Origin of the sequence: Shimia sp., assembly GCF_039969785.1 — a bacterium.
Lineage (GTDB): Bacteria > Pseudomonadota > Alphaproteobacteria > Rhodobacterales > Rhodobacteraceae > Shimia.
Genome location: NZ_JBDVNC010000044.1, coordinates 140383 through 156290, shown reverse-complemented (window position 1 = coordinate 156290; position 15908 = coordinate 140383). Strand labels below are relative to the sequence as shown.

Sequence of the window (15908 nt, the reverse complement as noted above, 5' to 3'; positions counted from 1 at the left end):
TGTGTGCCAACGTTCGGATCGCCAGAGCCAATACGCCCGGCCACAAAGATACCGGCGAACGCCGCGAATACCGCACTTAAGACATAGGCCAATGTGATATTGCGCTGATCAGGCAACCCATAGTTATGTGCCGTATCCGTTTGTCCGGACGCCACACCACCGCCAATGGCAAACAGGTGCAATCCGAAACGGGAACCATGTAGCACTTTCCAAGCCGCAAGCGTTATCCCTACAGCCCAAAAAGCGGGCGCTGGGATACCAAACAACGTTCCATTCACTGCCATCACGACGATTTCGGGGACTGAGCCACCAGCAACCGGTCGCAGCAATTGTGCGATACCAAGTACGATGAACTGCATTGAAAGCGTTGCGATAATGGGGTGCACGTTGAGCTTGACTATCGCCACGCCGTTCACTGCACCGACCATCATAGCCGCAATAAAGACCAAAGGGATCAAGACCAGCGGCGACCCATCCAGTGCAAGGATCGCCGTTGTCATGCTCATCACCGATCCGACGGACAGGTCCATACCTGCAAGAACCACGACAATCATTTGACCTATAGCGACGATGATCAGCGGCATCGCTTGCGCCAAAAGGTTTGTCGCGTTTTGCGGGGTCGCAAAATCAACCGTCGTCGCCATTAGTAACGCCGTGGTTACGCAAATGATGATGAGGGGTGCCCACCAATTGCCCTGCCGGGAATTTTTGCCGAACATTCGGCTGGCTTTGATTAAGTGCATTTTATCGGAGATCCAGAGTGTTCAAGAGTTCAACGCCGCATCAAGTATGGCGTGTTCGGTTGCAGTTGCAGCGGGCATTTCTTTGGCAATTTTCTGATCGTGGATGACGAGCAAGCGATCACAAAGACCGATCAGTTCGATAGTTTCACGGGAAAGAACAAGGATCGCCTTGCCCTGATTTGCCAGTGCGCGCAGCAAGCGGTAAATCTCAGCCTTAGCCCCGATATCGACGCCACGGGTTGGCTCTTCGATGATCAGGATGTCCATGTCAGCCGCAAGGTATCTGCCCAAAAGAACCTTTTGTTGGTTCCCGCCAGAAAGTGAGGCCACTGGCACTGCGCTGTTAGGCGCTTTCACGTTCAGGTTTTGCATTGTCTTGTCGACAAGCGATGCCAGCTTTGCCACAAAACGGTAGCCCGGGCGCGCGGCCTGCAGGCTGATGCCAATGTTCTCGCGGATTGGCGCAGAAAGGAGCAGACCCTCTTCCTTTCGGTCTTCCGGCACGAAGCCGACACGCAAGGATTGCAGTTTTCTGACGCCGCTACTTTTTGGAATGGGCAGTGAGAGCGCATGCTCATTGATCCTCAACTCGCCACTAAGCGGCGCATGTTGACCAAGCAAGGACCGTGCGATTTCCTGCTGCCCTTGACCTTCAAGGCCAGACAGGCCGAGGATTTCACCTTTATGGAGGTCGAAAGAAATTGGGTCCGCATCGGGGGTTAGAACCAAATTCCGGCAGGACAGGCACGACTTACCGATCTGGTCAGAACCGGGTGGAAATAAATCCTGTAACTCGCGTCCAACCATCAACGCGATCAAACTATCCGGTGTCAGGTCTTTGAGGTTGTGGGTTGCCACAAGCTTGCCGTCTTTCATGACAGTCACGTCATCACACACCTGAAATATCTCATCCATCCGATGGGAAATGTAGACGACAGCTTTGCCTGCATCAGTCAGCTTTTGTATTTGTTGATTTAGGATTTCCACATCAGCGGCGTTGAGCGCGGCCGTGGGTTCGTCCAGAACGAAGACTTGCGCATCAGCTTTAATACCACGTGCGATTTCGACAAACTGGCGTTCAGAGATAGATAATTCCGACACCAACGTATCCGGATCAAGCGTCATGCCCAGCTCATTAAGTGCATCACGTGTCCGGCGGTGCATTTCCCTTTGATCTAGCCCACCAAAACGCCCGGTCAGTTCTTTGCCAAGGAACATATTCTCAGCAATACTCAGGTTTGGGAGCAGCGACAGTTCTTGAAAAACGGTCGAGATACCCGCAGCAAGTGCTTGCCGCGGATCGTCAAACCTAACAGGTTGCGATCCGATTTCTATTTTGCCTTCTGTCGGCTTCAAAACGCCGGCTAAGACCTTCATGAGGGTGGACTTGCCAGCACCGTTCTCCCCCATCAACGCATGGACGCGACCAGGCATGAGGCTCAGGCTTACATCTTCAACTGCGGTAATGGGGCCGAAGCGCTTGGTCACTCCAACCATAGAAACAAGTGGCGTCATTCTCTTTACAATCAATTAGAAGTTGGTCCCCCGCAGATCAAATCTGCGAGGGCTGGATTGAAGGGTAAATCGTCAGTTGCCGTAGAGTTTCTGAAGTGTCTCTTCGGGCAATTCTGTCGGCCACCAAACGTTGGCGGACAGCTCATCCCGATAGAACTCAGTTGCCTTAGCAACATCCCAGCCTTCCGGTTCATAAATGTAGTGTTTCTGCATCTCTTGACCTTCGAGTAGAGCAATAGCGGCGCGTACACCGGCGGCGGCCTGAGAGGGGCTGTATTCTGCTGAGATCGACGGATAACCCTGTTCAATCCATTGACCAAAGAAGCCGTTGTTACCTTCGCCCGTGATCGGGGGAATGTCTGCGCCGAACTCGGTCAAAACGTCCACACAGGCACGTGTCATGTCTGCGCCCGAAGACCAGATCGCATCAACGTTGGGATCGTTGAGATAGAAAGTCTCGCACAAGCTCTTACCGAGGTCGTAGACCCAGTTCCCATGATCTTCCTGAACGATCTCAATCCCGGTACCCTCAAGGGATTGAAGCAAACCGTTGTAACGGTTGATATCTTCTGGGTGGGACGGAAGACCGCGCAGGACCCAAATCCGACCTTCGGCGCCCAGCTGATCAACGATGAAATCGCCCATAACGCGTCCAAAGTTTTCGGCCCCGCCTTGGATTTCAACTGTGAAGTTTTTGATTTCTGTCCGGCCCGTGTGCACGACAACCGGGATACCCGCATCGATAGCTTTTTGAATGCCCGCATCAGCCGATGTGCCAGTGACAGGCATCACGATAAGAACGTCTGGGTTCTGCGTCAGCAAGTCTTCGATGTCGGCCACTTGCTTGGCTTGATCGAAATTCGCGTCCAGCATGACAAAGTTCGCAATCCGGTCATCGCCGTCTGCGATGCCTTGGGCTTCGTGTGCCGTTTGAACCGTCCACGTATTTGCGTTCACACCGAAATGGCTCATCGCAATCGTCCAGGGGCCGTCTTTTTGAAACGCGCCTGCGGCAACGGTTGTGTTATTATCAGGCCGCGCTTCGACACCGGCCATAAGGTTCACATCCTGCGCGAATGCGGCAGTGCAGAGAAGTGTTGATGCTGCCAGATAGCCCATCAGGTGTTTCTTATTGGATGGTTTCATTTGAGTTTCCTCCCTTATTTTTCCACAAGACAAGCGGCCACAGAGTATCGCGCCCAAAAAACGGTCGAACCGCCCCTGAGATGCGCAGCTTGCCTGCGCTTTGACACTGCGAATGCATATCTCCTCCGCCGACTTACAAACGCAAAATTTGCGCCCGAGTCAATACTTATTCATGGTGAGTGAATAAGTATCCTGATTGATCTTCGATCGGCGAAGTGCAAGGTTGCGGTGAACGACATGACCTATACCGCTCGGCTGGCGCGGCAACGTGAACTGGAATATAATATTGAAATCAGTACTTTGCTTTGGTGATTCAAACACGCACGGACAAATGCCCGGCGGGACGCCGCTTGAGCGTTTCGGGCCCAATGTACGTTGGCCGGGTGTGCTGAGAAAACAATTGGGCTCATCGTGGTACGTTATCGAAGAGGGGTTGAGCGGGCGCACAACCGTTCACAATGATCCCATTGAAGGTGATTTGAAGAATGGCCGTACCTACTTAAAACCATGCTTGATGAGCCATGCGCCACTGGATCTTGTCATACTGATGCTCGGTACAAACGACCTAAAGGTTCGGTTTAGACAGCCATCTACCGAGGTTGCGATGGGCATCGGATGCCTCGTCCATGACATCAAAGAACTGGCCCCTGGCCCCGCAGGTCACATCCCTGAAATCCTCGTTGTCGCTCCTCCGCCGATGCTTGGCGATATTGGAGAGTGGGAAGGAATTTTCTCAGGTGCTCAACCAAAAAGCCATCAGCTTGCCCATGACTTTGAAGTCATCGCGGATTCGCTCGAAGTGCACTTTTTCGATGCAGCGACGGTAATTCAGTCCGATCCGGGTGACGGTTTTCATCTCAGTGAAGACGCTCATAAATCTCTTGGCATAGCTTTAGCAGAAGAAATCAATGTTATTGGCTGGGGCGATTAACATGCCTGATATGCGTTTTGCTCCGCCAAACCCCATCCGCATTGCCGACCGATCCAGCGGCATGAACGCCGTTAGCGTGCGCAGCTATAATGAACGACTGGTGCTGTCGCTGCTCTTACAAAACAAGGGCCTGTCCCGGATGGAAATCGGAAAAAGGACAGGCCTATCGGCACAGACGATTTCTGTTATCGTCCGCTCGTTGGAACAGGACGGGTTGGTCGCCAAAGGAGAGGCCCAAAAGGGCCGGATGGGCCCACCCACGATTCCGCTTTCCCTAAATCCCGGTGGTGCCTACGCCGTTGGCATCAGCCTGGGACATCGCCATACAGATGTGGTGCTCATTGATTTTGTTGGCGAGGTGAAATTCCACGCCACGCTGCCTGCTGAGACGCCATCCGAGCCAACAAACCACTCTCACCTGGTCGAAACCGTCAGGCAGGCAATGGCCGAGCTGCCAAAAAAAGAAAATGAGCGGATTGCCGGTGTTGGGCTCGCTTTGCCGGAGGACCGGGATGAGCTGGCACTTGGGCCTGCCGGCATGTCTGAGCGGTTCGAAGCGATCAGTCGAGAAATCGAAGATGCGCTCGGGGTAGAAGTCTACGTACAGAACGATATTACGGCAGCTGCTGCGGGCGAGAGTATGTTTGGCGCAGCAAAATCACTCGATGACTATCTTTTCTTCTATCTTGGTGCACGGCTTCATCACCGGTTGGTGCTGAACCATCAGATCTTTCAAAGCCCGGTTCAAACAAGCAATCCTGCCGGGCTGATTGCATTGGAAAATCACTTGATTTCCAACGGTGAATCCTCTGAAGCCTTATGGACCCGGGGTGCCGATTGGCCTGACTATGGAGACCTAAAGGAAAGTTGGCTGGATGAATGCGTAACTGCATTGAGTCAATCGCTCTCGGCAGCATCCCAATTTCTCCCTGTGAGCACCGTGATCGTATCCTCTTATGCGCCAAGCGATATTTGCGCAGAATTGGCTAAAGTCATTACAAACAGGCACAGCGGTATTGATGCAAAAGCCGGACAATTAAGTGTTTCGCCCAAGGCGATTGGTGCGGCAAGCCTGCCATTCAGTTCGAAGTTCATGGTGGGCTAAGAACGTGAAGGACGAGTCTTTTGCGAAGTTCGCACCAAGATCCACCTTCACCGATCGCATTTCAAGACTGCAGGGCAGCGAGGTCTAACGTCCATTGCGCCATGGAATGCCCGTTTTCTTCTGCATCGCAGCATAAGCGATAGACTAGAAATCACGTATTCTAAGCTGCGCACGTTTGGCGCAATGTGGCTGAATTCACGGGTTGGGCTCATTGCTGACTTTAGCTGCATCGGGTGCGAAGGTCCGGTTTTTCGTTTTTGGGGCATGTGATGACTTAAAGTTCAAAGTCATCTGACGTTTCACAATGTGGGAGATGCAAAAAAAGGGCGCCGTAACGGCGCCCTTGTCTATTCGAATATGGGGCGGTGATCAGCCCTTTTTGAGCACTTCGCGGCCCAGTGTTTCCGCGATCTGTACTGCGTTCAGGGCAGCACCCTTGCGCAGGTTGTCGCTGACGCACCACAGGTTCAGGCCATTGTCGATGGTCGGATCCTGACGGATGCGGCTGATGAAGGTGGCGAAATCGCCGACGCATTCTTTGGGCGAGACATAGCCGCCGTCTTCGCGTTTATCGATCACCATGATGCCGGGTGCCTCGCGCAGGATATCGCGGGCTTCGTCTTCATCCAGAAACTCTTCGAACTCGATGTTCACGGCTTCGGAATGGCCAACAAAGACCGGAACGCGCACACATGTCGCCGTGACCTTGATCGATGGATCAACGATCTTTTTGGTTTCGACAACCATCTTCCACTCTTCCTTGGTCGATCCGTCTTCCATGAAGACGTCGATCTGAGGGATGACGTTGAAGGCGATTTCTTTCTGGAACTTTTTAGGCGGGACGTCGGTGGTGGGGTTGTAGACCGATTTGGTCTGTTCCCACAGTTCGTCCATACCGTCTTTGCCCGAGCCTGAAACAGACTGGTAGGTCGAGACAACAACGCGCTTGATCTTGGCACGGTCGTGCAAAGGTTTCAGCGCGACAACCATCTGCGCAGTCGAGCAGTTGGGGTTGGCGATGATGTTTTTCTTAGCATAACCGTGGATCGTATCGGCATTACATTCCGGCACGATCAGCGGCACATCAGGGTCGTACCGGTAGAGCGAGCTGTTATCGATCACAACGCATCCGGCGGCGGCTGAGATGGGGGCGTATTTTTTGGTCGCATCTGAGCCGATGGCAAACAGAGCGATGTCCCAGCCAGAGAAATCGAATTGATCGATATCCTGGACCTTGAGCGTGGTGTCGCCAAAGCTGACTTCGGTGCCCAGCGAGCGACGGCTTGCCAATACAGCAAGTTCATCGACAGGGAACTGACGTTCCGCCAGGATGTTCAGCATTTCGCGACCCACATTGCCTGTGGCGCCAGCGACGACGACGCGATAACCCATTTCAGGTCTCCTTAGTTGAGGACGGGCTCTCTTAGCTGTGTTTTCCGTCAGAAAAAAGGGGGGTTCTCACGGTTTCTCGTGAAGCGGTGTATTTCGGAACATGATACGCCAATTGCGCCGTTAAAGGATCAGTCTGTTCGGTCCTGTGAAAACAGATAGATCAGTAACCCGATGAGCAACAGAGCGCCAAAGGTGGCGAACAGCACCTGATAGGCCAAGGTTGGGTGTGTGGCGGACACTGCGCTGTGCAGACGGCCAGAGCCAAATTGCATCACCCCGACGCCACCGATGCCAAACAGGTTCAAAAGCGTGACGCCGCGCCCGAGCAGGTGTGGCGGGATAAAGCTGCGGCCATGGGCGACAATCAACGGAAAGCTGGTGCCGAAAAAGCCAAGTGTGGCCATCATCGCTATGGCGAACCACGGGCTGGTATCGTGCCAGAATGTCAGTGCAAATAACGCGGCAAGCGCACCGGAATTGCCCACCACCACCACCCATTTGCGGGTGCCAAAGATGCGATCTGCCGGGCCATAGGCCAAAGTGCCGATGATCATGGCGAGCCCCATAACAAGAGATGCCTGACCAATCTGACCGGTCGTCAATGCAAACGTATCCGTCAGATACGGACCAATCCAAAGACCACGTACCCCGGCGACGGGCAAGTAGTTGACCAGCAACAAGGGCAGGATCAGCCAAAGTGCCGGTATCTTGAGCAGGTCAAGCACCGACCCTTTCTCTTCGTGATGCACATGCGGAGGGTCCTGCACCATGATCCACAGGCTGATCGCCGTGATGCCGGAAATCCCAGCCAGCCCCCAAAGAGCTGCGCGCCAGCCAATAGTTTCTGCCGCCCATGCCATCGGGTAGGCCGCCACAATGTTGCCGATTGACCCAATGCCAATCATCAGGGCCGCCAGCGTTGCGAACCGCGCAGGCGGGTAGCTGCGTGCAAAGATATAGAAGCTGGCCATCAGGACCGGCGAACACCCAATCCCGATAAGGGCCATGGCCAGCGACACATGCGTGGGCGTGGTCGCAACGGCAAACAGGGCCGCGCCCCCCGCGCCACCGATCAGTAGCAACAAACCGGATGTGCGGCGTGGTCCATAGCGATCCAACGCAACACCAACCGGAATTTGCATGGCCGCAAACACGAGAAACCACAGACCTGACGCCGAGGCGAGATGTTCAGCGGTGGCGCCAATATCCTCTTTGAGCACTTGAGACAGCACGGCAAGAAAGGCACGGAAAAACTGGCTGAGCACATAGGCCAAACACAGCAGGATCAAGTCTGCTCGCATAATGAAAATTCACTCCCTCGGTGTATGCGACTTGATCCCAAGCCCGCGAGAATGGCAAGTCCAAGCTTCACGGGCTTGTGCGTTGCAATGATCCGGTCGTAGCGTAACTGCGTATAAGCAGTAACAACCGAACGCGGGACGCGCACATGACGCAGACGACACAGTCATATTATGAGAATCTGCCCCGTGTGACAGAATTTGAAGTTCTGGCCGATCCTGCATGTTATGCGCCTTTGCCCGATGATTGGGTTGTGGGCGTTGCCGATATTGTCGGTTCGACTCAGGAAATTGCGCGGGGGCGGTACAAGACCGTTAACACCGTGGGCGCCGCTGTGATTTCAGCTCAGTTGAACGCGGCGGAATTGCTTCGCTTGCCCTATGTGTTTGGTGGTGATGGTGCTGGTTTCGCGGTCTGGCCAGAACAACGCGGCGCTGCTGAAAATGCGTTGGACGCCGTACGGCGCTGGGCGCGGCGGGAGTTTGACATCGAATTGCGCGCCGCCATGGTGACTGTGGGCGAGATACGCGCTGCAGGTCACGACATTCGCGTGGCGCGATATGCGCCTGCCGAAGGGGTCGATTATGCCATGTTTTCGGGGGGTGGGGTGGCCTGGGCGGAAGACCAGATGAAATCCGGTGCGTTGCGGCTGCCAGAAGACGGCATGCCAGACAAGGAACCAGACCTGAGCGGGCTGTCCTGCCGCTGGTCAAATCTTGAAGCAAAAAACGGAGCTATTCTATCTTTGGTAATAAAGCCGGGAGTTGGCGTTTCTGTGCGCGCTTTTGCCAAAGTTTCCCGGTCTGTAATTGCGGCCTCGGATGGCTCTGGTCGAGGCGGGCATCCTGTCCCACGTCAGGGGCCGAATTTCCGGTTCCCGCCGGTTGGATTGTCTCTGGAGGCGCATGTCAGTCATGGTGCACGGCCTGTGTGGGTTCAAAAACTGGCATTGCTGGGTGCCAATTTGATGATCTGGGCTCTGTTCCGATTCAATATACGGTTAGGAAATTTCTCTCCCCAAAACTATCGCGAGGAGGTTGGGCACAATGCAGATTTTCGCAAATTTGACGATGGTTTGAAAATGACACTGGACTGCGATGCTGAGGCGCAAAAAAGGATCGAAGCTGTTTTGCGCGCCGCCGCTGACAAGGGCCTGATCCGCTATGGGATGCATGCCCAGGACGAGGCGCTGATGACCTGTCTTGTGCCTTCGGCCACCGACAACACGCATATGCATTTTGTGGATGGTGCGGCGGGCGGCTATGCGCGTGCGGCGGAACAGCTGCGCTGATGCGCAGGGGTTATTTGCCTTGGCGCAGACGCCCGACAATGCCGGTTGGAAAGAAATAGACCGACAGGATAAACAACACGCCCAGCCACAGCAGCCAGCGATCGGCGTTCAGCAAGTCTGGCAGGATCGGGATGCCTTCGACAGCGCCTGAGGCGATATTCATCAGCCCCTGAAGATAATTCTGTGCCAGCACAAACAGGGTCACGCCAATCACGGCACCATACATCGTGCCCATACCGCCAATCACCACCATCAGCAAAATGTCGATCATGATCTCCATCGACAGGGATGTATCCGGCCCGACATAGCGCAGCCAAATCGCATAAAGGGATCCCGCCAGCGCGGCAATGGCCGCAGAGATGCACGTGGCCGCAACCCGGTAATGCACCACGCGATACCCAATTGCCTCGGCCCGAAAATCGTTTTCCCGGATCGCCAGCAGGACCCGTCCAAACGGGGAATGCACAAGGCGCAGCATCAACAGGAACAGGGCCAGACAGGAAAAGAAGATCAGATAGTATTTCAGCAGCTTGCCATTCATTTTGACGCCCATCAGCGTGCCATCGGCGAATTTGAAGGCTGGCCCCAGCGCGCGTGGGATCTTGTAAGACAGCCCGTCTTCGCCCCCGGTCAGGCCCGACATCTGGCTGACCAGAACTGCCACCGCAGACGCCACGGCCAGCGTGATCATGGCAAAAAAGATCGCCCGCACCCGCAGGCTGAACAGCCCGATCATAAGCGCCAGCAGCGCCGCAATCAGCGCCCCCGCCACAGATCCGATCAGTATGGCATCAAACCCGCGCCCGATATGCGTGCTGGCCAATGCCACGCCATAGGCGCCCAGCCCGAAAAACATCGTGTGCGCAAAGCTGACAATGCCGCCATAGCCCAGCATCAGATCATAAGACGCCACCAGCACAATAAAGATACAGATACGCGCAGCGGTATCGACTGACCGTACGCCTGGAAAGATAAAAGGCGCGAACGCCAGACAGATCAGGATCGTGATCAGCAATCCTGCCAGCACGGTTGAACGGGGCATATCGCCGGAAAGGAGTTTGTGCAGCATACTCATTTCGCCTTTACAACCGGGATCATGCCCATGGGGCGCCACATCAGGATCGCCACCATCAGCCCGATATTGGAAATCAGCGCCACTTTGGGTTCCAGAAACGCAACATAATTCTGCAGCAGCCCCACCATCAGCGCGCCAATAAAGCAGCCTTCCACGCTGCCCAGTCCGCCAATGATGACAACGATAAAGATCAGGATCATGGTCTGGTTGCCCATATGGGCCGTGATGACCTCCTGATAGAGTCCCCAAAGAACTCCGCCCAGCCCGGCCAGCGCCGAACCTGCCAGAAACACGCCGACAAATACCAGCCGCAACCGGTACCCCAGCGCTTCGACCATCTCGCCGTTTTCAACCCCGGCGCGCACGATCAGCCCGATTTTAGTGCTGCGCAACACCCAGCGCATGGCCAGAAACACCACCAGGCCAATGCCAACGGCCACCAGCCGGTACTTCTCCAGCGCGGCTCCGGCAAAGGTAATCGCGCCTTTTAAGGCTTCCGGGCGGGTGATGAATATCTCTTCGGGCCCCCAAAGCACGATGATCAGCTGTTCCACCACGATCAGCCCGCCCATGGTCACAAGGATCTGTTTCAGGTGATGGCCATAGACCGGCTTTACAATCACACGCTCAAACGCCCAGCCCATGGCGGCCGTGGCCAGCATAGCGCCGATTATCGCCACCAGCATCGCCGTAAGGTTCAGCGCCAGCGACGGTGCGCCGGTCATGTGTTCCAGCATCAGCAGGAAACTGACCCCGACAAACGCGCCCACCGACACAAACGCGCCATGGCCAAAATTGATCACGTCCATCAGGCCAAACACCAATGTCAGCCCCGAAGCCATGATAAAGATCATCATGCCCATCGCCAATCCCGACACGGTCAACGTCAGCCAGCTCGAAGTCGACGGAATTGCGATCAGACCGGCAAGCACCAGCCCGATGATCAATAAAACAGGCGCATAGGGACTCAGCCGTTCGGCCCAAGACATGCGCGCCATGGTTGGGGTGTGATCCGGTGCCGTATTCATAGCGACGCCCCTGATTTCATTTTGCCAAAAATACTCAAAATCCGACCTCTCCGACTGCGCATCATTGCCCCTCCATACTCAGGCCCATCAGCCGTTCCTGCAGATCGGCATCGGTTGACAGTTGCTGCATCTGCCCGGACCAGATCATGCGCCCGTCATCCATCACATTGGCACTGTCCCCCAGGGCACGCGCGACCGCGAAATTCTGCTCGACCAACAGGATTGAGGCACCCTGATCCTTAAGCTCCCGCAACGCCCGCGCCATCGTCGAGATGATCGCCGGGGCCAGACCCTTGGTGGGTTCATCGATCAGATACAGCCTGCGCTCTTCGATCATGGCGCGGGCAATGGTCAGCATCTGCTTTTGACCGCCCGACAAGGTGCCCGCATCCTTCTTCCAAAAGGTTTCCAGCGCGGGAAATACCGAAAACAGCCATTCCAGCCGGGTGGAATCAATCGGACCCGACACAGCGGCAAGGATCATGTTTTCCTCGACGCTCAGATCGGAAAAGATACCCATATCCTCGGGCACGAATCCAATGCCCAGCCGCGCGATGGCCGGTGTGGGCAGGCGGGTGATGTCCTGCCCGTCAAACAGGACCTGACCCTGATGGGCACGCCAATGGCCAATGATTGTGCGCAGCGTTGTGGTCTTGCCCACACCATTGCGCCCCAACAGCATCGTGACCGCGCCGCGGGGTACGTCCAGATCGACGCCCTGCAGGATGTGGTATTGCGCGATGTTGGTATTGACGCCCTGAAGCGAGAGTATCGGATCAGACATCTTCCAGTTCCTTGCCCATATAGGCTTCCTGGACCACATCACTGGCCATCACTGTGGCCGGGTCGCCGTCGGCGGCCAGCGCGCCGTTATGCAGTACGATGATCCGGTCGGCCAATGTGCGGATCACATCCATTTTGTGTTCCACCAGTATGATCGCGCGGTCTTTGCGGTGTTTCAGCTCGGCAATCAGGTCCAGCACAACAGGGGCTTCGTCGACGCTCATTCCAGCGGTGGGTTCGTCAAACATATAGACCAGCGGATCAAGTGCGATCAGCAGGGCAACCTCAAGCTTGCGTTGATCACCGTGGGACAGTTCGCTTACCGGTTTCAGTGCCTGATCGCTCAGGCGCACACGCTCGACTATTTCCAGCGCCGGGGTGGTCAGGTCGTCATGGGATGAGGCCAGCGAAAACATGCGAAACCCGCGCCCGGCTTTGGACTGGATTACCAGCCGCACATTTTCCAGCACGTTCAGGTTTGGAAACAGGTTGGTCAGCTGAAACGCACGCCCGATGCCCAAATGAGTGCGCTGCGCCACAGACAGCCGGGTGATGTCACGCCCGTTCAACGCGACGTTGCCTTCGCTCGACGGGATTTGCCCGGAGATCAGATTGAAATAGGTGGTTTTTCCGGCACCATTGGGCCCGACAATCGCGGTCAGTTCTCCGGCGTTAAAGGCGCAGGAAATATGATCAACCGCCACATGCCCGCCAAAGCGGACCGTCAGGTCGGTGGTTTCAAGAAGCGGGTGAGACATGGGAATGGTCCCTTGGCGGGGAAGGGGAAGCCCGGCAGAGGAGGCCGCCGGGCTTCGTGCGTTTGGGTTGATTACTGGTTGCGGATCGGAATCGGCAGGTCGTCGATTGTCAGTTCGCGCACCAGTTCCGGAATCGCCCATTCAACGCCGTCTTCGACTTTGATCTTAAAATGATACATGGACTGCAGCGCCTGATGGTCTTCAGCGCGGAACTTCATCTTGCCCTTAGGCGTCATCCATTCCATGCCTTCCATCGCTGAAATCAGCGCTTCGGTATCGGTGCTGCCCGCTTTTTTCAGGGCCTCAACAACGGCTATTCCTGCCGACATGCCACCGGCGGTGAAGAAATCAGGCGGGCTGTCATAACGTTCCTGATGGGTTGTCACCAACCAGTCATTCACGTCGTTATTGGGGTTTTCGTAGTAATAATACGTCGCGCCTTCCAGACCGGGGAAGTCTTTGTAGCTTTTCAACGCGGCCAGAATATTGCCACCGGTGGCGATTTCGATGCCAAAGCGGCTGGGGTCCATGGCTTGGATTTTGCCCATTGGATTGCCGCCACCGGCCCAGATGATGAACAGTTTTTTGTCACCTTCGACATCTTTCATGGCGTTGAAGATGCGTTCGGCGGCAGCGGTGAAATCGGTGGTGTCGGTGGGCACGTATTCTTCGTGTGTGACCGACTGTCCCTGACTTTCCAGCGCTTCCTTAAAGGCGGAAATCCCGTCGCGCCCAAAGGCATAATCCTGCGCCAGCGTGGCAATCTGAACATCCTCACCGGCCAGCGCGATGGCGTTGGCCACGGCATCCTGAGACGAGTTGCGCGAGGTGCGGAAGATATAGCGGTTCCAGTTGGCGCCGGTGATTGAATCGGCAACCGCAGGTTCGACAATCAGAATTTTTTCGTATTCTTCGGCCACTGGCAGCATCGCCAGCGCAACACCCGAGCTGACCGGACCTACGGCCAGATCAACTTCGTCATCGCCGTAGGCCTCTTCCAGAAGGGCTTTGCCATTGTCCGGCTTAAGCTGTGTGTCCTTTTCGATCACGACAATCTTTTCGCCGTTCACTTCCATGGTGCCGCCAGTGGCATATTCGAGCCCCAACATCAGACCGTCATGGGATTGTTTGGCATAGGCCTCGTAGGGGCCCGTTTTGCCATAGATGTGGGCGATCTTGATATCGGCATGGGCAGCGCTGGTCAGCGCAAGGGCCGACACCATGCCCGAAAGCAGGTATTTTTTCATGAGTTCCTCTCCCTGAAATCTGCCCGGTTCAAAGACCGGGCGAATTGTGATCATGGTAGGGGGAGAGCCTGAATTGGGTCAATTCGGGGAAAATACGTAGGTCGGTTTTCAGGTCAGATCAGCGGCGAGTTCCTGAATAACTTCAAGGGCAAAGAGCACATCTTCGCGGGTTGCCGCGAAGTGTGCGGCCTGAAAACGGATCACAAGATCACCATTGACCCGAGTTTGCGTAATGTAAATGCGCCCGTCATCATTGATCCGGTCAACCAGCGTTTGGTTGAGCACATCCAGATCATCCTGTTCGGGCGGCGCATAGCGGAATGTGAACAGCGACAGCACAGGTTCAGTGATGATCTCATAGTCGGGCGCGGCGCGGATCAGTTCGCAAAGCTCCTGGGACCAGCTGACATGATTGCGGATCATTTGCTGCAAACCGTCCAGCCCATAGATGCGCAACACAAACCAGATTTTCAGCGCCCGGAAGCGGCGCCCCAGCGGCACGGACCATTCTGAATAATTGATAACACCGTCCTGACCATGAGTTTTCAGGTATTCGGGTTGAATGGCCAATGTGCGCACCAGATCGTCGGGGTTTTTGACAAAATGCGCGGAGCAATCGAATTGAACCCCCAGCCATTTATGCGGGTTGAACACAACCGAGTCGGCGCGGTCGATTCCGGCCCACAAATCGCGGTATTCCGGGCAAATCATTGCGGCCCCGGCCCATGCGGCATCGACATGTACATACAATCCGTATTTCTGCGCCAGGTCACACACGGCCGAAATATCGTCACAGGCCCCAGTGCCTGTCCCGCCGGTGCAGGCGACGATTCCTGCCGGTTTCAACCCGGCGGCAATGTCGGCCGCAATCGCGGCGTCCAGCGCGGCGGGGTCCATGGCGCGCTTGGGGCCGCTGGTGCGAATGCGGACCAGATTGTCCTGTCCAATGCCAGATACCCAGATGGCGCGGTCAACCGACGTGTGGACCTCGGCCGAGCAATAAATCCGCAATGCAGCTTGACCCGGCAGGCCCTGGGTGTTGCCTGTCCAGTTCAGCGTCTTTTCCCGCATCGTCAGCACTGCGGCCAGTGTGGCCGACGACGCGCTGTCCTGAATGACGCCCGAGAAATGCGCGCCCAGTCCAAGCGATTGGCGTAGCCAGTCGATCATGCGGGTTTCCATTTCGGTTGCCGCAGGAGAAGTTTGCCAGAGCATGCATTGCGGCGCGATGACGGTGGCAAGAAATTCAGCCAGCATCGAAGGCGGTGTCGCATTGGACGGAAAATAGGCAAAGAACCGCGGATGCTGCCAATGGGTGATGCCGGGCATGACGTCTTGTTCGAAATCCGCAAAAACGGTTTCCATATCCGTTCCTGCCGATGGCGGCGCCTTGGGCAAAGCGTTCAGAATGTCACCCGGCGCGACCTGAGCGCGCACGGGACGGCTGCGGATGGTTTCGTGATAGTTGCGCCCCCATTCGGAAATCCGGGCACCCCAACGCGCAAATTCTGACCAATCCATGTGACTCTCCCTTGTTCGGTTAACACGTTAATCAATATCGCGACTATTTCAAGATAATGAATTTGCCTTTTTGC

At 55.6% G+C, this 15908-nt stretch carries 14 protein-coding genes; 3 read left to right on the top strand and 11 right to left on the bottom strand.

The features are described from left to right. From ABJI08_RS19945 to ABJI08_RS19935, 3 genes are all read right to left on the bottom strand, one after another. On the bottom strand, positions 1-644 hold a 644-nt coding region (locus tag ABJI08_RS19945), incomplete at its 3' end, for an ABC transporter permease (protein ID WP_348403609.1). 120 nt (positions 645-764) lie between these two features. Then, complete coding sequence (locus ABJI08_RS19940) at positions 765-2258, bottom strand: sugar ABC transporter ATP-binding protein (RefSeq protein ID WP_348403608.1); 1494 nt, start codon at positions 2256-2258, stop codon at positions 765-767. Positions 2259-2330: 72 nt separating this feature from the next. Beyond that, a complete protein-coding gene (locus ABJI08_RS19935) occupies positions 2331-3404 on the bottom strand; it encodes a substrate-binding domain-containing protein (RefSeq protein WP_348403607.1) in 1074 nt (357 codons plus the stop codon). 286 nt (positions 3405-3690) lie between these two features. Between ABJI08_RS19935 and ABJI08_RS19930 the strand changes: the two genes are divergently transcribed. Both ABJI08_RS19930 and ABJI08_RS19925 read left to right on the top strand, forming a co-directional pair. Continuing rightward, the gene (locus tag ABJI08_RS19930) at positions 3691-4335 is read left to right on the top strand and encodes an SGNH/GDSL hydrolase family protein (protein ID WP_348403606.1); all 645 of its coding nucleotides are present in this window, start codon (positions 3691-3693) and stop codon (positions 4333-4335) included. Between the two features lies 1 nt (position 4336). Beyond that, positions 4337-5440 carry an ROK family transcriptional regulator gene (locus tag ABJI08_RS19925; RefSeq protein ID WP_348403605.1) on the top strand — a complete coding sequence of 368 codons (1104 nt, stop codon included), beginning with the start codon at positions 4337-4339 and terminating at the stop codon, positions 5438-5440. Between the two features lie 369 nt (positions 5441-5809). Here ABJI08_RS19925 and ABJI08_RS19920 read toward each other — a convergent pair whose 3' ends face one another. Beyond that, positions 5810-6832 (bottom strand): aspartate-semialdehyde dehydrogenase, encoded by a 1023-nt coding sequence (locus tag ABJI08_RS19920; protein ID WP_348403604.1) that lies wholly within the window; start codon positions 6830-6832, stop codon positions 5810-5812. 128 nt (positions 6833-6960) lie between these two features. Next, positions 6961-8133, bottom strand: coding sequence for an MFS transporter (locus ABJI08_RS19915; protein WP_348403603.1), 1173 nt, complete (start codon positions 8131-8133; stop codon positions 6961-6963). Between the two features lie 146 nt (positions 8134-8279). Here ABJI08_RS19915 and ABJI08_RS19910 point away from each other — a divergent pair, with 146 nt between their 5' ends. Next, on the top strand, positions 8280-9422 hold the full coding sequence (locus ABJI08_RS19910) for a DUF3095 domain-containing protein (RefSeq protein WP_348403602.1): 1143 nt from the start codon (positions 8280-8282) through the stop codon (positions 9420-9422). Positions 9423-9432: 10 nt separating this feature from the next. Here ABJI08_RS19910 and ABJI08_RS19905 read toward each other — a convergent pair whose 3' ends face one another. The 6 genes from ABJI08_RS19905 to ABJI08_RS19880 form a co-directional block, all read right to left on the bottom strand. Continuing rightward, entirely contained in the window at positions 9433-10491 is a 1059-nt protein-coding gene (locus tag ABJI08_RS19905) for a branched-chain amino acid ABC transporter permease (RefSeq protein WP_348403601.1), read from the bottom strand. A gap of 2 nt (positions 10492-10493) precedes the next feature. After that, entirely contained in the window at positions 10494-11525 is a 1032-nt protein-coding gene (locus ABJI08_RS19900) for a branched-chain amino acid ABC transporter permease (RefSeq protein ID WP_348403600.1), read from the bottom strand. 61 nt (positions 11526-11586) lie between these two features. Continuing rightward, positions 11587-12309 (bottom strand): ABC transporter ATP-binding protein, encoded by a 723-nt coding sequence (locus ABJI08_RS19895; protein ID WP_348403599.1) that lies wholly within the window; start codon positions 12307-12309, stop codon positions 11587-11589. Continuing rightward, positions 12302-13066 carry an ABC transporter ATP-binding protein gene (locus tag ABJI08_RS19890; RefSeq protein WP_348403598.1) on the bottom strand — a complete coding sequence of 255 codons (765 nt, stop codon included), beginning with the start codon at positions 13064-13066 and terminating at the stop codon, positions 12302-12304. Before ABJI08_RS19890 ends, ABJI08_RS19895 begins: the two co-directional genes overlap by 8 nt. Before the next feature lie 71 nt (positions 13067-13137). Further along, positions 13138-14313 (bottom strand): substrate-binding domain-containing protein, encoded by a 1176-nt coding sequence (locus tag ABJI08_RS19885; protein ID WP_348403597.1) that lies wholly within the window; start codon positions 14311-14313, stop codon positions 13138-13140. A gap of 108 nt (positions 14314-14421) precedes the next feature. Next, positions 14422-15834, bottom strand: a complete 1413-nt coding sequence (locus tag ABJI08_RS19880; RefSeq protein WP_348403596.1) for a pyridoxal-dependent decarboxylase — start codon at positions 15832-15834, stop codon at positions 14422-14424. Positions 15835-15908 lie beyond the last annotated feature (74 nt).